Below are 18,995 nucleotides of genomic sequence, written 5' to 3' on the forward strand. Positions count from 1 at the left end.
CGCCCCCGCCGGCCGCCGATGGCGTACGCTGCGCCGACGCGCCGGTGGCCGAGCCGTCGCCGGGCCGTCGCCCGGCTCGGGGCGCACCGGCGGGGCTAGATTGGCCTGGTGCGTATCGCTCGTTTTGCTCATGCCAAGGGAATGTCGTTCGGGGTCGTCGAGGGCGAGCCGGGGGCCGGGCCGCAGGGCCTGACCATCGCCGAGATCGAGGGACACCCGTTCGGCCCGATCCAGTTCTCCGGCGCCCGCTGGGCGCTCTCCGACGTCCGGCTGCTCTCGCCGATCCTGCCGAGCAAGGTGGTCTGCGTCGGGCGCAACTACGCCGAGCACGCCGCCGAGCACGGCAGCGAGGTGCCCAAGGAGCCGCTGCTCTTCCTCAAGCCCTCCACCTCGGTCATCGGGCCGCGGGACGCGATCCGGCTGCCGATCTTCTCGAAGCAGGTCGAGCACGAGGCGGAGCTGGCCGTGGTGATCGGCGCGCCCGGCGCGCGACGGGCCGACCGGGCCGCCGCCGAGAAGGCGATCTTCGGCTACACCTGCGCCAACGACGTGACCGCGCGGGACCTGCAGCGCTCCGACGGGCAGTGGACCCGGGCCAAGGGCTTCGACTCGTTCTGCCCGATCGGGCCGTGGATCACCACCGGCCTGGACGTCTCCGACCTGGAGGTCCGCTGCGAGGTCGGTCGTGACCCGGAGGAGATGGAGGTACGCCAACTCGGCCGGACCAAGGACATGGTCTTCGACGTGCCGGCGCTGGTGTCGTACATCTCGCACGTGATGACGCTGCTCCCCGGCGACGTGGTGCTGACCGGCACCCCGGCGGGGGTTAGCCCGCTCACGGAGGGGGATACGGTCACCGTGCGGATCGAGGGGATCGGCGAGCTCACCAACCCGGTGGTCCCGGTCGCCTGATGCGTCCGACGCCCTGTTTCCGCAGCTCAGAGGCGGTTCGGGGGGTTGGATTTGGCCTGCTGGCGCGGGGAGGGTAAAGTTCTTTCTCGGCGCCGCAAGGGGCCAATGGGGTATGGGGTAATTGGCAGCCCGACTGATTCTGGTTCAGTTAGTCTAGGTTCGAGTCCTGGTACCCCAGCGCAACCGCGGATTCGCGAGAGTCCCGGACGCTGGATTCTGGCGGAGTTCCGCTCCGCTCCTCCTCGGAGGGGCGGCAGATGATCTCTGGTAGAGTGCAGCTTCCCCGCCCGCCAGGGTGGGGAAGCACGATGAGTTCTGGCCCCGTCGTCTAGCGGCCCAGGACGCCGCCCTCTCAAGGCGGTAGCGCCGGTTCGAATCCGGTCGGGGCTACAGCGCTGACAGCCCGTTCCACCTCGGTGGGACGGGCTTCCTCGTGTCTCGCGTCCGCCCGTGCGAGGGTGGCCCCCGCGTCGGCGCCGGAAAGCGGTGCCGCTAGACTACAACCGCACCGCTCGTCAGGGTGGTGATGCAGCAAAAGTGCCTGGCCCCGTCGTCTAGCGGCCCAGGACGCCGCCCTCTCAAGGCGGTAGCGCCGGTTCGAATCCGGTCGGGGCTACAGAGCAGAACGGCCCGTCTCGCTGAGCGCGAGGCGGGCCGTTCGCCGTATCGGGCGAGTTCGCCGTTCCGGGCTGCTGCGGGCGGCCGGGGCGCGGTGTTCCCGGGCGCGGCTTCGCGCCGTTGGCGGCCGGCGCCCGACACCGCTGCGGAGCCTGGTGCCGTGCTGATCTCACCGAGCGTGTGCCCGCCCGTCGTTACCCGGCGTGCGCGTCGCTGCCGGGTCGCCTGATGCCCTTCCCCCCCGGGCCAGAGTCGGCCTCGGGGGTCGAGTCCGTCCGCCGCCATGGCCTTGGCCGCCGTCCCGTCCGAGGCAAGGGTCGGCCCCGGACCCGCGTCCGTCGGCCTCACGGCCTTGGTCGCCGGCCGTCCCGTCCTCGGTCAGGGTCGGCCCCAGGGCCGCGTCCGTCGGCTGCCACAGCCCCGCTAGGGCGAGCTGCGGTCAGAGGCCGGAGAGGCGTTGGCCGGCCCGGACCACCGCCATGGCGTGGCGCTCACCGGGGCGGCGGCCGAGCCGCTCGATCGGGCCGGAGATGCTGATCGCGGCGATCACCCGGCCGGTGCGGTCCCGGATCGGGGCCGAGACGCTCGCCACACCCGCCTCCCGCTCGGCGACGCTCTGCGCCCAGCCGCGACGACGGACCTCGGCCAGGGTGCGGCCGGTGAACTTCGACCGGGGCAGCAGCGGCATGACCGCCTCGGGCGGCTCCCAGGCGAGCAGGATCTGCGCCGCCGAGCCCGCCGTCATGGGCAGCACCGAGCCGACCGGCACGGTGTCCCGCAGGCCGCTGGCGCGCTCGGCGGCGGCCACGCACACCCGCTCGTCGGCGCGGCGCAGGTAGAGCTGGGCGCTCTCCCCGGTGGCGTCGCGCAGCGCGGCCAGCAGCGGCTCCGCCGCCGTCAGCAGCACGTCGGGAGCGGCGTTGGCCAGCTCGCCGAGCCGGGGCCCGGGACGCCAGCGCCCCTGGGTGTCCCGGACCAGCATCCGGTGGATCTCCAGCGCCTGTGCCAGCCGGTGCGCGGTGGCCCGGGGCAGCTTGGTGCGTTCAACGAGTTCGGCCAGGCTGGCGCCGTCGACACAGGCGGCCAGGATGACCACCGCCTTGTCGAGGACGCCGACACCGCTCATACTGTGTCCCACAAGCCGAAATTTACCTCCCAGAATTTAGGATGTCCAGATGGTGGGAGTCACTCGACCGAGGACCCTGGCCGAGAAGGTCTGGGACGCGCACGTCGTACGGACCGCCGAGGGTGAGCCGGACCTGCTCTACATCGACCTGCACCTGCTGCACGAGGTGACGAGCCCGCAGGCCTTCGACGGGCTGCGCCTGGCCGGCCGCCGGGTCCGCCGCCCCGATCTCACGCTCGCGACCGAGGATCACAACACCCCGACCGGGTACGACGACCCGTCGTTCCGGCTGCGCCGTGGTGACCTGCTCACCATCGCGGATCCGACCTCGCGCACCCAGATCGAGACGCTGCGCCGCAACTGCGCCGAGTTCGGCGTGCGGCTGCACCCCCTGGGCGACGAGAACCAGGGCATCGTGCACGTCATCGGCCCGCAGCTCGGCGTCACCCAGCCCGGCATGACCATCGTCTGCGGCGACTCGCACACCGCCACCCACGGCGCCTTCGGGGCGCTCGCCTTCGGCATCGGCACCAGTGAGGTCGAGCACGTCCTGGCCACCCAGACGCTGCCCCAGGCCCGGCCGAAGACCATGGCGGTGAACGTCACCGGTCAGCTCGGCCCCGGCGTCACCGCCAAGGACCTGGTCCTCGCGCTGATCGCCCAGGTGGGCACCGGCGGTGGACGCGGCCACATCGTGGAGTACCGGGGCGAGGCGATCCGCGCCCTGTCCATGGAGGGCCGGATGACGGTCGCGAACATGTCCATCGAGTGGGGCGCCAAGGCCGGCCTGATCGCGCCGGACGAGACCACCTTCGCGTACCTCAAGGGCCGGCCGAACGCCCCGCAGGGCGCGGACTGGGACGCCGCGGTGGCCTACTGGCGGACCCTGCCCACCGACGCCGACGCCACCTTCGACGCCGAGGTGACCCTGGACGCCGCCCGGATCACCCCGTTCGTGACCTGGGGCACCAACCCCGGTCAGGGCGCGCCGCTCGGCGCGGCCGTGCCCGACCCGGAGGAGTTCGTCAGCGAGGCGGAGCGGACCGCCGCCCGCCGGGCGCTGGAGTACATGGACCTCACCCCCGGCACCCCGTTGCGCGACCTCGCGGTCGACGTGGTCTTCGTCGGCTCCTGCACCAACGGCCGGCTGGAGGACCTGCGCGCCGCCGCGGACGTGCTGCGCGGCCACAAGGTGGCCGACGGCGTACGGATGCTGGTGGTGCCGGGCAGCGCGGCCGTGCGGGAGGCGGCCGAGGCCGAAGGGCTGGACAAGGTCTTCGCCGACGCGGGCGCCGAGTGGCGCTTCGCCGGCTGCTCGATGTGCCTCGGGATGAACCCGGACACGCTCCGGCCCGGCCAGCGGTCCGCCTCCACCTCCAACCGCAACTTCGAGGGCCGCCAGGGCCGGGGAGGACGCACCCACCTGGTGTCCCCGCCGGTCGCCGCCGCCACCGCCGTGGTCGGCCGGCTCGCCGCCCCGGCCGATCTGTAGAAGGGCAGCCGAGAGATGGACAAATTCACCACCCACACCGGCACCGCCGTGCCGCTGCGCCGATCCAACGTGGACACGGACCAGATCATCCCCGCCGTGTACCTCAAGCGGGTGACCCGGACCGGTTTCGCGGACGGGCTCTTCAACGCGTGGCGGGAAGATCCGAAATTCGTGCTCAACGATCCGGCGTATTCCGGTGCGTCGATTCTCGTGGCCGGTCCCGAGTTCGGCACCGGATCCTCGCGGGAGCACGCCGTCTGGGCGCTGCGTGACTGGGGCTTCCGCGCGGTGATCTCTCCCCGGTTCGGTGACATCTTCCGGGGCAACGCCCTCAAGGAAGGGCTCCTGCCGGTGGAGCTGGAATTGAGAGCGGTCGAGGAGATCTGGGACCGGATCGAGTCCGACCCGGGTACCCCGCTGACCGTCGACCTGACCGCCCGCGAGGTCCGGCTCGGCGAGTCCACCTGGGCGTTCCCGCTCGACGACCACAGCCGCTGGCGGCTGATGGAGGGCTTGGACGACATTGGACTCACCCTCCGGCACGCCGATGACATCGCCGCCTACGAGGCCACCCGGCCGTCCTTCAAGCCCGCCGTGGCATAGCCGTACGCCGCGCCACTCATCGCTTTTCGCCCCCACCGGTTCGCCCGGTGGGGGCGAATCCGTTACGACACAAGGGCTTTTTTCCACCGAATGTTTGTGTCCCGGCAGCACAGGGCATACCGTGCGCGCAGAATGGCTCGCGTCGAGTCAGTTGCACAATCGGGAGGAAGTCGTGAACAAGGCCGAGCTCATCGAGGCGCTCGCCGCTCGCCTGGGGGACCGGAAGACGGCGACGGCCGCGCTCGACGCGGTCCTCGCTGAGGTCCAGGCGGCGGTCACCAAGGGCGAGAAGGTGGCGATCACCGGTTTCGGAGCGTTCGAAAAGCGTGTCCGAGGGGCCCGAACAGCGCGCAACCCACGCACCGGTGAGGCGGTGAAGGTCAAGAAGACGTCCGTCCCGACCTTCCGTCCGGGCGCCGGATTCAAGGAGATGGTGGCCAGCGGCAAGGTGCCGAAGGCCGCGGCCCCGGCGAAGAAGACCGCCACGGCGGCCGCCAAGACCACCGGGGCGAAGGCGACGGGCGCCAAGGCGACCGGGGCGAAGGCCACCGGGGCGAAGGCGACCGGGGCGAAGGCCACCGCCGCGAAGAAGACCACGGCCACCGCCGCCGCCAAGAAGACCACGGCGGCCAAGGCCACCAAGGCCACCAAGACCACCGCGGCGAAGACCGCCACCAAGAAGGCCGCCCCGGCGACGAAGACCGCCGCGACGACCAAGGCCACCGCGGCCACCAAGAAGACCGCCGCGGCGAAGAAGACCACGGCCACCAAGAGCGCCGCGGCGAAGAGCACCGCGGCCAAGAAGGCCCCGGCGAGGAAGGCGCCGGCCAAGAAGGCGGCCACCAAGCGCTGATCCCCGCGTACGACGCACAGGGCGCCCACCGTCACGGTGGGCGCCCTTCGCGTGCGCCCGGTCAGAGCCGGTCGGCGGCGAGCAGCCGGTCGGCGGTGAAGGCGAGCAGCCAGCCGCCGCCCTTCGGGGTGCTCCAGTCGTCGGCCCGCCCGGTCAGCCGCTCCAGCGCGCCCGGGATCACCTTGCCCTGGCTGCACACCCCGACCGACCCGCCGGCGGCGGCCAGCTCCGCCAACCGGCCGGCCGCCGCCAGCGCGCACTCCTCACGCTGCTGACCCGGACGCGGCTCGTCCAGGTCGCCGCAGACCTCGATCGACAGGTCCAGCAGGGCCGCCACCGGGGCGAGGGTCTGCACGCAGCGGCGCGCCGACGCCGACAGCAGCCGGGTCGGGCGGACCAGCGCCAGCAACGGCGCGAGCGCCTCGGCCTGGGCCTCGCCCTCGGCGTCGAGCGGGCGGCCGTCGTCCGGGCCGGACCAGGTGGCCCGCCGTCCGGCGTGCCCGTGCCGGATGAGCGCCATCGTCGCGGTCACCGGGGGCAGCGCGGCGAACGCGGCCAGCACCTCCGCGTCGTGCGGGTAGCTGACCAGCCGAACCGCGTCGTCGACGCCGAGCCAGCGCACGTCGTCGACCTCGGTGCCCGGCTGGAACCCGCCCTCGCCCACCGCCCGCATGGACCAGTAGTCGACCGCCTTGGATCGGCCCTCGCTGCGGTAGCGCACGGTGGGCAGCCGGACCTGCGGGACGGCCCGCACGTCGCTCTCCTCGGCCACCTCGCGGACGGCGGCCAGCAGCGGGTGCTCGCCGGACTCCAGCTTGCCCTTCGGCAGCGACCAGTCGCCGTAGCGGGGGCGGTGCACCAGGCAGACCTCGACGCCGCCGTCGGCGTCCGGCCGCCAGGCCACCCCGCCGGCAGCCCGGATCCCGACCGGTTCGTCGTCCACCATCTGGTCACCCTACGTCCGGGACGGCCCCCGCACGGGCCGCTCGGGCTCCTCCCCGCACGCCTGCGCCGGCTCAGCCCGCCGTGCCGCCGACCCGGCGCAGCAACAGCTCCTGCAGGTCGACCAGCGGCTCCTGGTCGCTGCCGGTACGCCGGGTCCAGGTGCCGTCGGCGGCCAACTCGAAGGCGTCCACCTCGGCGCTGAACGCGGCGGTCAGCACGTGGTCCAGCTCGGCCCGGGCCACCGGGTCGCTGACCTGCACCAGCGCCTCCACCCGGCGGTCCAGGTTGCGGTGCATCAGATCGGCCGAGCCCATCCAGAACTCGGCGTCGCCGTTGTTGCCGAACCGGAAGATCCGCGAGTGCTCCAGGAACCGGCCGAGGATCGAACGGACCCGGATGTTCTCCGACAGCCCCGGCACCCCCGGGCGCAGCGTGCACATGCCCCGGATCAGCAGGTCCACGTGCACCCCGGCGCGGGAGGCCCGGTACAGCGCGTCGGTCACCTCCTCGTCGACCAGGGCGTTCACCTTGAACTGCACCAGGCCCGGCATGCCGAGCCGGACGTGCGCGATCTCCCGTTCGATCCGCTCGACCAGGCCGCGACGGATGCCCTGCGGCGCCACCAGCAGCCGCCGGTACGCGGTCTGCCGGCTGTACCCGGTGAGGACGTTGAACAGGTCGGTCAGGTCGGCGCCGATCTCCGGGTCGGCGGTGAGCACCCCGAAGTCCTCGTAGAGCCGGGCGGTCTTCGGGTGGTAGTTGCCGGTGCCGATGTGGCAGTAGCGGCGGATCTGGTTGCCCTCCTGGCGTACCACCAGCGCGGTCTTGCAGTGCGTCTTGAGGCCCACCAGGCCGTAGACGACGTGGCAGCCGGCCCGCTCCAGGGTGCGGGCCCAGCCGATGTTGGCCACCTCGTCGAAGCGCGCCTTCAGCTCCACCAGCACCACCACCTGCTTGCCGGCGGCGGCCGCGTCGACCAGGGCGTCGACGATCGGGGAGTCGCCGCTGGTGCGGTAGAGGGTCTGCTTGATGGCGAGCACGTCCGGGTCGGCGGCGGCCTGCTCGATGAAGCGCTGCACGCTGGTGGCGAACGAGTGGTACGGGTGGTGCACCAGCACGTCGCCGTCGCGCAGGGTGGCGAAGACGCTGCGCGGCACCTCGCCCTCGGCGAGGCGGGGGTGGGTGGCCGGCACGAACGGCGGGTCCTTCAGGTCCGGGCGGTCGGCCTCGCCGTAGAGCTGCCAGAGCGCCGACAGGTCGAGCAGCCCCGGCACCCGGAGCACGTCGTGCCCGTCCATGTCCAGCTCGCGGACGAGCAGCTCCAGCATGTGGTCGGAGATCGACGCGGCGACCTCCAGCCGGACCGGGGGGCCGAAGCGGCGTCGGGCCAGCTCCCGTTCCAGCGCCTGGAGCAGGTCCTCGTCCCGGTCCTCGTCGACCTCCACCTCGGCGTTGCGGGTCACCCGGAACAGGTGGCACTCCACCACCTGCATGCCGGAGAAGAGCTGCCCCAGGTGCACCGAGATCAGCTCCTCGACCGGCAGCATGTGCACGCCGGGCCGGTCCTTGGCGACCCGGACGAAGCGCGGCACGTTGTTCGGCACCTTGACCCGGGCGAACAGCTCCGAGCCGCCGTCCGGGTCGCGTACCGCCACCGCCAGGTTCAGCGACCGCCCGGAGATGTACGGGAACGGGTGCGCCGGGTCCACCGCGAGCGGCGTCAGCACCGGGAAGATGTGCTCGCGGAAGTAGGTGCGCAGCCGCTCCCGTTCCGGGTCGTCCAGCTCGGCCCAGCGCAGGATCCGGACGTCGGCCTCGGCGAGGCGGGGCAGCACGTCGTCGACGAAGCAGGCGGCGTGCCGGGCCACCAGGTCGGCGGTCTTCTCGGTGATCCGGTCGAGCTGGGTCCGCAGCGGCAGCCGGTCCCCGCCGCGTACCGGCAGGCCGGCGGAGAGGCGGCGCTTCAGGCCGGCCACCCGCACCATGTAGAACTCGTCGAGGTTGCTGGCGAAGATGGCCAGGAACTTGGCCCGCTCCAGCAGCGGGGTGCGCGGGTCCTCGGCCAGCGCCAGCACCCGGGCGTTGAAGTCGAGCCAGGAGACCTCGCGGTTGAGGAAGCGGTCCTCCGGCAGCGGCTCGCGGGCCGCCGTGGCGTCCTCCGGGGTGGGCCGCTGCCCCGCGTCCAGCACCTCGTCGAGTCCCGCCGAGGCGCCGGCGGCGCCGGTCCCGGGGGAGTCGGGGGTCGTGCCGACGACGTCCTCCGGGCTGCGCGGGGCTCGGCCGCCGCGACGGCGGGCGCCGTTGCGGGAGGCCGTCGGGTCGGTGGCGTGCGGTGGGCCGGTGGGGTGCTCCCGAGGGGTGCTCACCCGCTCATAATCACCCGATTCCGGTTAACGCAAAATGAACTCCGGCCGGGTCGGTCAGGCCATCGTCGGGAACGTCACCCGGACGACCGCTCCGTCCGGGTCGCGTTCCACCCGCAGCCGCTGCCCGAGGCGGAGCAGCCGCAGCCCGGAGGCGTCGAAGGCGCGCGCCGGGAAGGCCAGCTCGGTGCCGTCGTCCAGCAGCAGCACCCCGGTGCGGGTCTGCGCGTCGAAGCTCGCCACGGTGCCCTGCATGCCAGCACCGTACACCGGTGGGTCAGGGGCAGGGCGCCAGCAGCGCGGCGCTGCGCGGGCCGAGCCCGAGCCGGGCGGCGGCGGCCAGGTCGGCGGCGGTGTCCACGTCCCGGCGCAGGGTGGGCCAGTCGCCGTGCAGCGGCAGCGCCCCACCGGCGGCGTGCGCCGCCGCCGAGCCGACCCCGAAGCGGGGCTCCAGCGCGACGCCCGGCGGCGCGGCCAGCAGCACGGTGCCGCTGCCCGGGGCGTCGGCGACGAACCGGCGTACCCCCGGGGTGTCGGTGGCGGCGGCGAGCAGCGCGGCGGCCAGCTCCGCCGGGCGCAGCGCGGGCAGGTCCGCGGTGAGGCCGGCGACCCAGCCGCGGCCGGCGACCTCGGCGCCGTGCCGGAAGGCGGCGTTGAGCCCGGCGTCCGGCCGGTCCGGGACGACCCGCGCGCCGGCCGCGCCGGCGGTGGCCGCCACCGCCGGGTCGTCGGTGACCACCAGGACCTCGGCCACCGCCGGGCAGGCCACCGCCGCGCGGACCGTGTCGGCCGCCAACGCCAGCGCCAGCTCCTCGTGGGGTACGGCCGGCAGCGCGCCCCGCAACCGGCTCTTCGCCGCGTCGAGGCGCTTCACCGGCACCACCACGGTCCAGGTCGGCTGCACGCGCCAATCCTGCCAGCGTCGCCGGCCGGTACCCTCACTGGCCGGACCCGGGGCGAGCAGGCATGATTTCCGCTGCGGGCCACACCGCGGGGGTCCGGGGCGACGAGGAGGCAGGGTGACACGGCGCAGGCTGGGCTTCTGGCAACGATTCGCCGTGGTGCTGGTCAAACCGGTGATGCTGCTCTGGACCCGGCGCACCTGGCGCGGCGCCGAGCAGTTGCGCCGCGAGGGCGGGATCATCATCGTGCCCAACCACCTCTCGCACGCCGATCCGCTGGTCTCCGCGCACTTCATCTACGAGGCCGGACGCTGGCCGCAGTACCTCGGCAAGGCCAGCGTGTTCCGGGTGCCGGTGATCGGCTGGATCCTGCACCGCTGCAAGCAGATCCCGGTGGAGCGGGAGACCGTCCACGCGGTGAAGTCCCTGGACAAGCTGGTCGCCGCCCTCGACGCCGGTGGCGCGGTGGTGATCTACCCGGAGGGGACGATCACCCGCGAGCCGCAGCTGTGGCCGATGAAGGGCAAGACCGGGGCGGCCCGGCTGGCGCTGGCCACCGGCGCCCCGGTGGTCCCGGTGGCGATGTGGGGGCCGGAGAAGCTCTTCGACCCGCGTACCAACCGCTTCGGGCTGCGGCCCCGCACCCCGGTGACCGTGGTCGCCGGCCCGCCGGTGGACCTGAGCCGCTGGGCGGGCGCGACGCCGACCCGGGCCGTGCTGGAAGCGATGACCGACGAGATCATGCTGACCCTGCGTGACCAGCTCGCCGAGATCCGGGGCGGCACGCCCCCTCCGCTGTGGGAACGTCCCGCCCGTCCGCGTACTCCCGAGGTGACCGAATGAGCGAGCGCAGCGAGGTGACGGCATGAGCCATGTGGCGGTGCTGGGGGCGGGTTCCTGGGGGACCGCCTTCGCGAAGATCCTCGCCGACGCCGGCCGGGACGTGACGATCTGGGCCCGCCGGGAGTCGGTCGCCGAGGCGATCTGCACCCACCGGCGCAACCCGGACTACCTGACCGACATGCGGCTGCCCGAGCGGGTCACCGCGACCGGCGACGCCGCCAAGGCGATCGCCGGCGCCGAGCTGGTGGTGCTGTCGGTGCCGTCGCAGACGCTGCGCGGCAACCTCGCCGACTGGGCCCCGCACCTCGCCCCCGACTCGACCCTGGTCTCCCTGATGAAGGGGATCGAGCTGGGCACCACCCGGCGGATGAGCGAGGTGATCGTGGAGACGGCCCGGGTCACCCCGGACCGGGTGGTGGTGGTCTCCGGCCCCAACCTGGCCCCCGAGATCGCCGCCGAGCAGCCGGCCGCGACGGTGGTCGCCGGCACCGACGCCCGCCGGGCCGAGCTGGTGCAGCGCTCCATCCGCACCCCGTACTTCCGGCCGTACACCAACGACGACGTGATCGGCTGCGAGCTGGGCGGCGCGGTCAAGAACGTGATCGCCCTGGCGTACGGGATCGCCACCGCGATGGGCTTCGGCGACAACACCCGGGCGATGCTGATGACCCGAGGGCTCGCCGAGACCGCCCGGCTGGGCGTGGCGCTCGGCGCCGACCCGATCACCTTCGCCGGCCTGGCCGGCATGGGCGACCTCGTCGCGTCCTGCTCGTCGCCGCTGGCGCGCAACCGCACCTTCGGCGAGCACCTGGGCCGGGGGGAGACCCTGGAGCAGGCGCAGGCGGCCACCCGGCAGACCGCCGAGGGGGTGAAGAGCTGCCTGGCCATCCGGGACCTGGCCCGGGCGCACGGGGTGGAGATGCCGATCACCGAGCAGATCGAACGGATCTGCCACGAGGGAATGGACCCGAGACTCGCCGTGGACGCCCTGATGAGCCGTACCGCCAAGCCGGAGTCGTACGAGTGAGCGCGAGGAGTGAGCCGGTGTTGCGAGCCCCGCAGTCGCGAACCCAGGTGGCACCGTGAGCGCGGACCAGTGGCACGACGGCACCCGCTGCGTGCACGCCGGCCTGCCCGAGCCCGCCCCGGGCGACCCGTTCCTGCCCGGGCCGGTCTTCGCCGCGCCGTACCACCTCGACCCGTGGCAGGGGCCGGCGGCGAGCCCGAACGGCTACGGCCGGCCGGACAACCCCACCCGCCGGCTGCTGGAGGCGGCCATCGGTGAGTTGGAGGGAGGCGACTGCCGGGTCTTCGCCAGCGGGCAGGCGGCCATCACCGGGCTGCTGCTGGCCCTGCTGCGCCCCGGCGACCGGGTGCTGCTCCCCGCCGACGGGTACTTCCCGGTCCGCGCCTTCGCCACGGCCACCCTGGAGGGCATCGGCGTCTCCGTCGGGTTCGTGCCGACCGCCGGGCCGTACCCGTCGTTCGACGGCGTCCGGCTGCTGATGCTGGAGACCCCGGCGAACCCGGGGCTGGACGTGGCCGACGTCGCCGCGCTCGCCGCCGCGGCGCACGCCGCCGGCACGCTGGTCGTGGTCGACAACACCACCGCCACCCCGCTCGGGCAGCGTCCGCTGGACCTCGGCGCCGACCTGGTCGTCGCCTCCGGCACCAAGGCCCTGACCGGGCACTCCGACCTGCTGCTGGGCTACGTCGCGGCCCGCTCGGCGGAGCTGCTGGAGACGCTGACCGCCTGGCGTACCACCACGGGCGCGGTGACCGGGGCGTTCGACGCCTGGCTCGCCCACCGGTCGCTGGCCACGCTGGACCTGCGGCTGGCCCGGCAGTCGGCCAACGCGGCGGCCGTCGCCGAGCTGCTCGCCGGGCGCGCCGACGTGACCGGGCTGCGCTGGCCCGGCCGGCCGGAGGACCCGGCGTACCCGGTGGCGTCGGCGCAGATGCGGCGGATGCCCGGGGTGCTCTCCTTCGACCTCGGTGACGCCGCGCGGGTGTCCCGGTTCGTCGAGGCGTCCCGGCTGGTCGCCGCCGCCACCTCGTTCGGTGGCCTGCACACCACCGCCGACCGGCGGGCGCAGTGGGGCGACGACACCGCGCCCGGCTTCGTCCGGCTCTCCTGCGGGGTGGAGGACACCGCCGACCTGGTGGCCGACATCGCCGCCGCGCTGGACGCCGCCGGGCCGGCCGGTCCGCTATCGTGATCTCCGACCCGCAGGGGTCCCGACCGGAGGAGGTGAGTCCGATCCGCCAGACAGCAGGACCGGCGCTGCCCTCCGGGTCCCCGTCACCGCGCGGGTGACGGCGGGAGCGCCGACGAGCGTTCCCGAGAGGCATTCCGTGACGTCCTTCCACCCTGACCGTCCCGCCCTCGTCTCGCGGCTGCGCGCCGCCGGCTGCGTCTACGCCGAGGACGAGGCGGACCTGCTCATCGCCGCCGTCGACTCGTCCGACGCGCTGGCCGCGCTGACCGACCGCCGGGTCGGCGGCGAACCGCTGGAGTACGTCCTCGGCTGGGCCGAGTTCTGCGGGCTGCGGGTCGCCGTCGCGCCCGGCGTCTTCGTGCCCCGCGCCCGTACCGCCCTGCTGGTGGAGGCCGCCGTGTCGGTCACCGGGCCGGCGCCCGCGGTGGCCGACCTGTGCTGCGGGTCGGGCGCGACGACCCTGGCGCTCGCCGCGCGGCTCACCCCGCGCTGGCTGGTCGCCGTCGACCTGGACCCGGCCGCGGTGGCCTGCGCCCGGCGCAACCTCGCCGGCCGGGACGTCCCGGTCCTGCACGGCGACCTGTACGACCCGCTGCCGCCCACCTGGCGGGGCCGGCTCGACCTGGTGGTGGCCAACGCCCCGTACGTGCCGACGGAGGCGGTGGCGCTGATGCCGGCCGAGGCGCGGCTGCACGAGGCGCCGGCGGCGCTCGACGGCGGGGCGGACGGGCTGGCCGTGCTGCGCCGGGTGACGGCCGGGGCGGTGGACTGGCTGGCCCCCGGCGGTCACCTGGTGGTCGAGGTGAGCGACGGCCAGGCCGACGCGCTCTGCGCGACGATGACCGGGCTGGGCCTGGCGCCGCGGGTGTGGCACGAGCCGGAGTGGGACGCCACCGCCGTCACCGCCCGCCGGCCCGGCTGACCGCCGCTCGGGCCGGCCGGTTCGGGTCCTCCGGGCGTGGCGGGGCCCGGGAGCGGGAACTAGCCTCGCATCAGGATCGGGGCGGGAGGCGGCGGGCGATGGACAGCGCGGACGTGCCGGTGGTGGTCGGCATCGACAACGGTGGGACCAGCAACAACGCCACCGTCCTCACCGTCGACGGGCGGTTCCTGGTCGACGGGCTGCTGGAGATCCCCAGCGAGGTGGGGGCCGGCCCGGAGGCGGCGGTCGAGGCGATGGCCCGCGCGCTGGACGGGGCGCTCGCCCACACCGGCGTGCCGAGGGCGCTGGTGCGGGCGGTGGGGCTGGACACCCCGGGGCCGGCCAGCGCCGACGGGGTGATCTCGTCGCGGGGGTCGACGAACTTCGCCCAGGCCGCCTGGCACGGCTTCGACGTGCGGGGCGCGTTGCAGCGGCGGCTGGGCCTGCCGGTGGTGTACCACAACGACGGCAACGCGGCGGCGCTCTACGCCCACCACGTCCACTTCGGAGCCGAGGCGACGGCCCGCTCCTCGGTGTCGGCGATCGTCGGTACCGGGCTGGGCGGGGGAGTGGTGGTGGACGGCCGGGTGCTGACCGGGGCGGCGGGGATGGCCGGTGAACTCGGGCACGTGCACATCCCGCTGACCGGGCTGCTCGCCCCGGAGCAGCCGGTCCCGACCTGCGCCTGCGGGTTCGTCGGGGACGCGGAGAGCGTGGCCTCGCTGACCGCGATCCGGCGCAACCTGCTGCCGTACTGGCTGACCCGGTACCCGGACCACCCGCTCGCGGCGGAGCCGGCCGACCGGGCCGCGAAGCTGCTGCGGGGGTACGCCGAGCGGGGCGACGCGCTGGCCCGGGAGGTCTTCGCCCAGCAGGCCGCCGCGCTGGGCCGGCTCTTCACGATCGCGGCCAACGTCGCCGACCCGCACGCGTACTTCGTGGGTGGCGGCGTGGTGGAGGCGGCGCCGGAGTTCCGGGACTGGTTCCTGGCGACCGTACGCGAGCACACGGTGCTCCGCGCGGAGCAGGCCGCCGTCGCGACCTTCGCCCTGGTCCCCGACCGGGACATGGCCGGCGCCCGCGGCGTCGCCATCGCCGCCCTCACCGCCCTGCGGCCGGCCACCCGCGCCCCCGCTCCGCTGCCCGGTTGAGCAGGAGGTCCGCGTCCCCCGCACCGGGCCGTGCGGGGGACGCGGACCTCCTGAGCCGTCCCGTGGACCCGGGTCGGGTCAGCGCCGGGGCGGGGCGGCGGCGAAGGCGGCCCAGGCGGCCGGGGGGAAGAGCAGGACCGGGCCGGCGGGGTCCTTGGAGTCGCGTACGGCCACGGCCTCCGGCACGGTCGCCAGCTCCACGCAGGCCCCCTCGTCGCCGCTGTGGCTACTCTTGCGCCACGCGGCCGTGGCCAGCGCCGCGCTGATCGTCGGTGTCATCTCTACCGTCCCTTCAACAGTTGCACGAGCTGGTCGCGGCTGTCCGCCGGGCTGAGCGCGACGGTCCGCAGGTGTTCCATGATCTTGGTGCAGGTACGCAGGTCACCCGGGCGGTCGAGGACCATCTGCCCGGCGACGGTCTCCACCGAGGCGATCAGCGGATCCTCGGGGTCGGCGAACTCCAGGATGTGCAGCGAGCCGCGGGTGCCCCGGTGGTAACCCGCCGCCAGGGGGATCACCTGCACGGTCACGTTCGGCAGCTCGCCCATCTTGAGCAGGTGCCGCAGTTGACCCTGCATCGCCGCGCGGTCGCCGACCGGCCGCAGCAGCGCGCCCTCGTCGATGATCGCGTCGAAGATGGGCGGGTCGTCGGCGGTGATCCGCTGCTGCCGGTCCAGCCGTAGCTGCACCCGCTGCTCGACCTGGTCGTCGCTGAGGGTGTGCGGGCCGCCGCGCATCACGCCCCGGATGTAGTCCGCGGTCTGCAGCAGCCCGGGCACCACCGAGGGTTCGAAGTTGGCGATGCCGGTCGCCTCCGCCTCCAGCGCGATGAAGTCGATGGTGCGCTTGTCCAGCAGGTGTGAGTACGGCACCCACCAGCCGGGTTTGCGGGTGTCCTTGGCGAGCTGCACCGCCGCGGCGATCTCGTCCGGCCCGACGCCGTAGAGGCTGAGCAGCGCGCGCACGGTGGCGGGGCTGACCAGCGTCTGCGCGTTCTCGTAGCGGGAGAGCGTGCTGCGGGTGCTGTTGATCTCGTCGGCGGCGGCCTCCAGCGTGAGGCCGGCCGCCTCCCGGTGGGTGCGCAGGGCGATGCCCAGCCGTCGCGCCCGGGCGGTCTTGGGAGCCATACGTCGATGGTGACATATGTCTTCGGGAAAGTGCGCATGAGAGAACGTCGATGAGAGTTGCATTCACGCCTGTCCACCTGTCAATCTGTGATGGCGTCCTCACCAACGGTTGTCGTGGCGACGGCGATGGTGAGCGACCGGAGGGGATGGGGCGCGTGGTGATCGGGTTTACTCCCCCGTACCCGATCGCCACGTGCCACCCCGCGCCGCCACCGTCCACGCTGGAGGGAGACGTCGGAATGAGGTCGAGCGGATGTCCTGGCGAGCGGCGATGACGCGGTTCCTCGTGGTGCTCACCGACGTCCGTCCGGTGGAGGGGGAGGTCCGCAACGAGCGCACCTCCCCGGAGCGGCGCCGCCAGGTGGTCGGCGCCAGCAGCCGGGAGGCCGCCGACCGGATCGCCGGCGCGTTCATGGCCCTGGGCATGGTCCGCGCCGGCCGGCAACGGGTGAAGGTGATCGCGGTCGGTCGCGGCCGGCACACCTGCCCGGACAGGTAGGTCACGCACCGTATCGGTCCGGGTGACCGTTTGCGAGGGAGGCTCAGCTCCTCCCGGGTATCACCATCGGCCCGCCGCCACCCACAGTAAGGTCAACCGGGTGAGCGCGCCGCAGGCGGCTCGGCAGTCGCGTACCGAGAGGTGACCCAGTGACCACCCCAGGCAAGACCCGCGTGGCGATCGTCTTCGGCGGCCGCAGCCCCGAGCACGGCATCTCCTGCGTCAGCGCCGGCAGCGTGCTCGCCGCGCTCGACCCGGACGAGTTCGAGGTGGTGCCGGTGGGCATCACCCGCCAGGGGCAGTGGGTTCTCGCCAGCGGCGACCCGAGCCGGCTCGCCATCGCCGACCGGAAGCTGCCGGAGATCACCGCCGGCTCCGGCGCCGAACTGGTCCTGCGCGCCGACCCCACCGCCGGTGGCCTGATGGTGCTCGACCCCGCCGAGGGCCCGCGCGCGATCGCCGACGTCGACGTGGTCTTCCCGGTGCTGCACGGCGCGTACGGCGAGGACGGCACCATCCAGGGCATGCTGGAGATGGCCGACATCCCGTACGTCGGGGCGAACGTCTTCGCCTCCGCCGCGGCGATGGACAAGGAGTTCACCAAGAAGCTCTGCGCCGTCGAGGGCATCCCGGTCGGGCCGTACGCGGTGCTGCGCAACGGGATGACGCTCAGCGAGGAGGACAAGGAGCGCCTCGGCCTGCCGGTCTTCGTCAAGCCGTCCCGGGCCGGCTCGTCCTTCGGCATCACCAAGGTCGACGACTGGTCCCAGCTCGACGCCGCGGTCGCCACTGCCCGGGAGATCGACACCAAGGTGCTGGTCGAGGGCGCGATCGTCGGCCGGGAGATCGAGTGCGGCGTGCTGGAGGGCGAGGCCGGCGGCGCGCCCGAGGCGTCCGTGCTGGCCGAGGTGCGGGTCGTCTCCGGCCACGACTGGTACGACTTCGAGGCCAAGTACATCGACGACTCCTGCGAGTACGACATCCCGGCCACCCTGCCCGATCAGGTCACCCGCCGGGTCCAGGAGTACGCCACCCGCGCCTTCACCGCGCTGGACTGCTCCGGGCTGGCCCGGGTGGACTTCTTCGTCACGCCCGAGCTGGACGTCTACCTCAACGAGATCAACACGATGCCGGGCTTCACCCCGACCTCGATGTTCCCCCGGATGTGGGCGGCCTCCGGCCTGGAGTACCCGAAGCTGGTCAACCGCCTGATCCGCACCGCCCTGCACCACGACACCGGCCCCCGCTGACCCCCCGGCCACCCCCACCGCGCCCAGACCCCACCGCGCCCGAGGCGCCGCGGGCGCCCCACCGCGCCCAGACCCCACCGCGCTCAAGATCCGCACACTTTCAGAGAAAGTGTGGCTGTTTCGCTCCGGATAGCCACATTTTCTCTGAAAGTGCAGCCGGCACGGTGCCCGCCGCCGGCGCGGTGGGAGTCGGCGGGGGTCAGGCTCGGCAGCCGGCCGGGACCGCGCCGCCGGACGGGACCGAGGCGACGATCGTGTCGGAGATCGGGGTGACCCACTGCAACGGCTGCTCGTACGACAGCGGCACGGTGACCGTCACGGCGGTCTCCCGGTCGACGGTGGTGAGCACCGTGGCGTCGGACTTCTGCTCGGCGTACCAGCAGACCTTGTTGACCGTCCAGACGTCGGCGGTCGCGTCCACGGTCGGCTCGGCGCCGCCGCAGGCCACGGTCAGCGCCGGGTCGCCGTACGCGGCGTTCTGCTCCGGCCCGGCGGTGACCGGCCGCTGCTTCAGCTCCCGGACGGAGTCGGGCAGCTGCGACATGAGCGCCCGGCAGACGACGGTCGGACGGGCGTCCAGTGCCGGGGCGGCCATCTCGACCGGGGTGGTGGCCTGCGCCCGCGCGGTCGTCGCGGTGGGGCTGGGCGCGGCGGCCGGGGTGTCCGGCGCCAGCCGGGCGAAGGTGATCCCGGCGACCGCGACGGTGATCGGCACCGCGACCAGGGTGGCGATCAGCGCCGCCCTGCGGGTCGCCGGATCCTTGGGCCGCCGGGCGCCCTTCGCGGGCTGCTCGCGGTCGACCCCGGCAACGGAGGTGGAAGTGTTCTCGTCCACTTACAGGCGCACCACCGAACACGTGAGGGTGCGGGTGATGCCGGGCACCATCTGCACCTTGCTGACGATCAGTTTGCCGAGCTCGTCGACGGTGTTCGCCTCGGTGAGCACCACCACGTCGTACGGCCCGGTGACGGCGTCGACCCGGACCACGCCGGCAAGGTCCGCGATCAGACCGGCCACGTCACGCGCCCGGCCGACCTCCGTCTGGATGAGGATGTACGCCTGTACCACGACTCGACCTCCGTCCGCCGCCGCCCGTGGGCGGCCCGAAGGGTGAAACTACCTTACGGAGCAGGGGTGATCCCTATCGGTGGCCGCCTGGAAGCGGTGAG

At 73.7% G+C, this 18,995-nt stretch carries 20 protein-coding genes and 3 tRNA genes; 14 read left to right on the top strand and 9 right to left on the bottom strand.

The annotated features are described in order from the left end of the window. The first annotated feature begins 108 nt into the window (after nt 1-108). The 4 genes from GA0070614_RS22540 (at nt 109) to GA0070614_RS22555 (ending at nt 1,528) form a co-directional block, all read left to right on the top strand. Nucleotides 109-912: a fumarylacetoacetate hydrolase family protein gene (locus GA0070614_RS22540; protein WP_088977836.1), complete on the top strand. Its 804-nt coding sequence runs from the start codon at nt 109-111 to the stop codon at nt 910-912. A 106-nt stretch (nt 913-1,018) separates the two neighbouring features. Continuing rightward, nucleotides 1,019-1,090 (top strand) — tRNA-Gln (locus tag GA0070614_RS22545). Between the two features lie 139 nt (nt 1,091-1,229). Beyond that, nucleotides 1,230-1,302 (top strand) — tRNA-Glu (locus GA0070614_RS22550). Nucleotides 1,303-1,455: 153 nt separating this feature from the next. Next, nucleotides 1,456-1,528: transfer RNA gene (locus GA0070614_RS22555), tRNA-Glu, on the top strand. A 441-nt stretch (nt 1,529-1,969) separates the two neighbouring features. Here GA0070614_RS22555 and GA0070614_RS22560 read toward each other — a convergent pair. Beyond that, nucleotides 1,970-2,656: an IclR family transcriptional regulator gene (locus GA0070614_RS22560; RefSeq protein WP_088977837.1), complete on the bottom strand. Its 687-nt coding sequence runs from the start codon at nt 2,654-2,656 to the stop codon at nt 1,970-1,972. A 49-nt stretch (nt 2,657-2,705) separates the two neighbouring features. On the opposite strand from GA0070614_RS22560, the gene leuC reads away from it, so the two are divergent. The 3 genes from leuC (at nt 2,706) to GA0070614_RS22575 (ending at nt 5,604) form a co-directional block, all read left to right on the top strand. Then, nucleotides 2,706-4,148 (top strand): 3-isopropylmalate dehydratase large subunit, encoded by a 1,443-nt coding sequence (gene leuC, locus GA0070614_RS22565; RefSeq protein WP_088977838.1) that lies wholly within the window; start codon nt 2,706-2,708, stop codon nt 4,146-4,148. Nucleotides 4,149-4,163: 15 nt separating this feature from the next. After that, nucleotides 4,164-4,751 carry a 3-isopropylmalate dehydratase small subunit gene (leuD, locus tag GA0070614_RS22570; RefSeq protein ID WP_088977839.1) on the top strand — a complete coding sequence of 196 codons (588 nt, stop codon included), beginning with the start codon at nt 4,164-4,166 and terminating at the stop codon, nt 4,749-4,751. A gap of 172 nt (nt 4,752-4,923) precedes the next feature. After that, nucleotides 4,924-5,604, top strand: coding sequence for an HU family DNA-binding protein (locus GA0070614_RS22575; protein WP_172892483.1), 681 nt, complete (start codon nt 4,924-4,926; stop codon nt 5,602-5,604). A 61-nt stretch (nt 5,605-5,665) separates the two neighbouring features. Here GA0070614_RS22575 and GA0070614_RS22580 read toward each other — a convergent pair whose 3' ends face one another. The 4 genes from GA0070614_RS22580 to cofC form a co-directional block, all read right to left on the bottom strand. Then, on the bottom strand, nt 5,666-6,550 hold the full coding sequence (locus tag GA0070614_RS22580) for an NUDIX hydrolase (protein WP_088977841.1): 885 nt from the start codon (nt 6,548-6,550) through the stop codon (nt 5,666-5,668). A 70-nt stretch (nt 6,551-6,620) separates the two neighbouring features. Beyond that, on the bottom strand, nt 6,621-8,915 hold the full coding sequence (locus GA0070614_RS22585; RefSeq protein WP_088977842.1) for an RNA degradosome polyphosphate kinase: 2,295 nt from the start codon (nt 8,913-8,915) through the stop codon (nt 6,621-6,623). A 54-nt stretch (nt 8,916-8,969) separates the two neighbouring features. After that, nucleotides 8,970-9,167 (bottom strand): cold-shock protein, encoded by a 198-nt coding sequence (locus GA0070614_RS22590; RefSeq protein WP_088977843.1) that lies wholly within the window; start codon nt 9,165-9,167, stop codon nt 8,970-8,972. Between the two features lie 22 nt (nt 9,168-9,189). After that, on the bottom strand, nt 9,190-9,816 hold the full coding sequence (gene cofC / locus GA0070614_RS22595; RefSeq protein WP_088977844.1) for a 2-phospho-L-lactate guanylyltransferase: 627 nt from the start codon (nt 9,814-9,816) through the stop codon (nt 9,190-9,192). Nucleotides 9,817-9,931: 115 nt separating this feature from the next. On the opposite strand from cofC, the gene GA0070614_RS22600 reads away from it, so the two are divergent. From GA0070614_RS22600 to GA0070614_RS22620, 5 genes are all read left to right on the top strand, one after another. Beyond that, the gene (locus tag GA0070614_RS22600) at nt 9,932-10,657 is read left to right on the top strand and encodes a lysophospholipid acyltransferase family protein (protein ID WP_088977845.1); all 726 of its coding nucleotides are present in this window, start codon (nt 9,932-9,934) and stop codon (nt 10,655-10,657) included. A gap of 22 nt (nt 10,658-10,679) precedes the next feature. After that, nucleotides 10,680-11,684: an NAD(P)H-dependent glycerol-3-phosphate dehydrogenase gene (locus GA0070614_RS22605; protein WP_088977846.1), complete on the top strand. Its 1,005-nt coding sequence runs from the start codon at nt 10,680-10,682 to the stop codon at nt 11,682-11,684. A 55-nt stretch (nt 11,685-11,739) separates the two neighbouring features. Further along, nucleotides 11,740-12,876 (top strand): cystathionine gamma-lyase, encoded by a 1,137-nt coding sequence (locus tag GA0070614_RS22610; RefSeq protein ID WP_088977847.1) that lies wholly within the window; start codon nt 11,740-11,742, stop codon nt 12,874-12,876. A gap of 136 nt (nt 12,877-13,012) precedes the next feature. Then, a complete protein-coding gene (locus GA0070614_RS22615; protein ID WP_172892484.1) occupies nt 13,013-13,798 on the top strand; it encodes a putative protein N(5)-glutamine methyltransferase in 786 nt (261 codons plus the stop codon). Nucleotides 13,799-13,896: 98 nt separating this feature from the next. Beyond that, the gene (locus tag GA0070614_RS22620; protein ID WP_088977849.1) at nt 13,897-14,949 is read left to right on the top strand and encodes an ROK family protein; all 1,053 of its coding nucleotides are present in this window, start codon (nt 13,897-13,899) and stop codon (nt 14,947-14,949) included. A gap of 78 nt (nt 14,950-15,027) precedes the next feature. Here GA0070614_RS22620 and GA0070614_RS22625 read toward each other — a convergent pair whose 3' ends face one another. Both GA0070614_RS22625 and GA0070614_RS22630 read right to left on the bottom strand, forming a co-directional pair. Continuing rightward, nucleotides 15,028-15,228 (bottom strand): DUF397 domain-containing protein, encoded by a 201-nt coding sequence (locus tag GA0070614_RS22625; protein ID WP_088977850.1) that lies wholly within the window; start codon nt 15,226-15,228, stop codon nt 15,028-15,030. A 2-nt stretch (nt 15,229-15,230) separates the two neighbouring features. Beyond that, nucleotides 15,231-16,076, bottom strand: a complete 846-nt coding sequence (locus GA0070614_RS22630; protein WP_088977851.1) for a helix-turn-helix domain-containing protein — start codon at nt 16,074-16,076, stop codon at nt 15,231-15,233. A gap of 271 nt (nt 16,077-16,347) precedes the next feature. Here GA0070614_RS22630 and GA0070614_RS22635 point away from each other — a divergent pair, with 271 nt between their 5' ends. Then, entirely contained in the window at nt 16,348-16,575 is a 228-nt protein-coding gene (locus tag GA0070614_RS22635) for a hypothetical protein (protein WP_088977852.1), read from the top strand. Between the two features lie 149 nt (nt 16,576-16,724). Beyond that, a complete protein-coding gene (locus tag GA0070614_RS22640; RefSeq protein WP_088977853.1) occupies nt 16,725-17,825 on the top strand; it encodes a D-alanine--D-alanine ligase family protein in 1,101 nt (366 codons plus the stop codon). Nucleotides 17,826-18,024: 199 nt separating this feature from the next. Here the strand turns inward: GA0070614_RS22640 and GA0070614_RS22645 are convergent, their stop codons facing one another. Together GA0070614_RS22645 and GA0070614_RS22650 are read right to left on the bottom strand one after the other, a co-directional pair. Then, nucleotides 18,025-18,660, bottom strand: coding sequence for a DUF3515 family protein (locus GA0070614_RS22645; protein WP_088977854.1), 636 nt, complete (start codon nt 18,658-18,660; stop codon nt 18,025-18,027). Next, nucleotides 18,661-18,894 carry an Lrp/AsnC ligand binding domain-containing protein gene (locus GA0070614_RS22650; protein WP_013284547.1) on the bottom strand — a complete coding sequence of 78 codons (234 nt, stop codon included), beginning with the start codon at nt 18,892-18,894 and terminating at the stop codon, nt 18,661-18,663. Nucleotides 18,895-18,995 lie beyond the last annotated feature (101 nt).

Source organism: Micromonospora coxensis (assembly GCF_900090295.1).
Classification (GTDB): Bacteria; Actinomycetota; Actinomycetes; order Mycobacteriales; family Micromonosporaceae; genus Micromonospora; species Micromonospora coxensis.

What these genes read in the sequence shown, in the direction of transcription:
- GA0070614_RS22560 (WP_088977837.1), bottom strand. Translation starts at nt 2,656, where the DNA reads ATGAGCGGTGTCGGCGTCCTCGACAAGGCGGTGGTCATCCTGGCCGCC.
- leuC (WP_088977838.1), top strand. Translation starts at nt 2,706, where the DNA reads ATGGTGGGAGTCACTCGACCGAGGACCCTGGCCGAGAAGGTCTGGGAC.
- leuD (WP_088977839.1), top strand. Translation starts at nt 4,164, where the DNA reads ATGGACAAATTCACCACCCACACCGGCACCGCCGTGCCGCTGCGCCGA.
- GA0070614_RS22580 (WP_088977841.1), bottom strand. Translation starts at nt 6,550, where the DNA reads ATGGTGGACGACGAACCGGTCGGGATCCGGGCTGCCGGCGGGGTGGCC.
- GA0070614_RS22590 (WP_088977843.1), bottom strand. Translation starts at nt 9,167, where the DNA reads ATGCAGGGCACCGTGGCGAGCTTCGACGCGCAGACCCGCACCGGGGTG.
- GA0070614_RS22605 (WP_088977846.1), top strand. Translation starts at nt 10,680, where the DNA reads ATGAGCCATGTGGCGGTGCTGGGGGCGGGTTCCTGGGGGACCGCCTTC.
- GA0070614_RS22620 (WP_088977849.1), top strand. Translation starts at nt 13,897, where the DNA reads ATGGACAGCGCGGACGTGCCGGTGGTGGTCGGCATCGACAACGGTGGG.
- GA0070614_RS22625 (WP_088977850.1), bottom strand. Translation starts at nt 15,228, where the DNA reads ATGACACCGACGATCAGCGCGGCGCTGGCCACGGCCGCGTGGCGCAAG.
- GA0070614_RS22630 (WP_088977851.1), bottom strand. Translation starts at nt 16,076, where the DNA reads ATGGCTCCCAAGACCGCCCGGGCGCGACGGCTGGGCATCGCCCTGCGC.
- GA0070614_RS22635 (WP_088977852.1), top strand. Translation starts at nt 16,348, where the DNA reads ATGACGCGGTTCCTCGTGGTGCTCACCGACGTCCGTCCGGTGGAGGGG.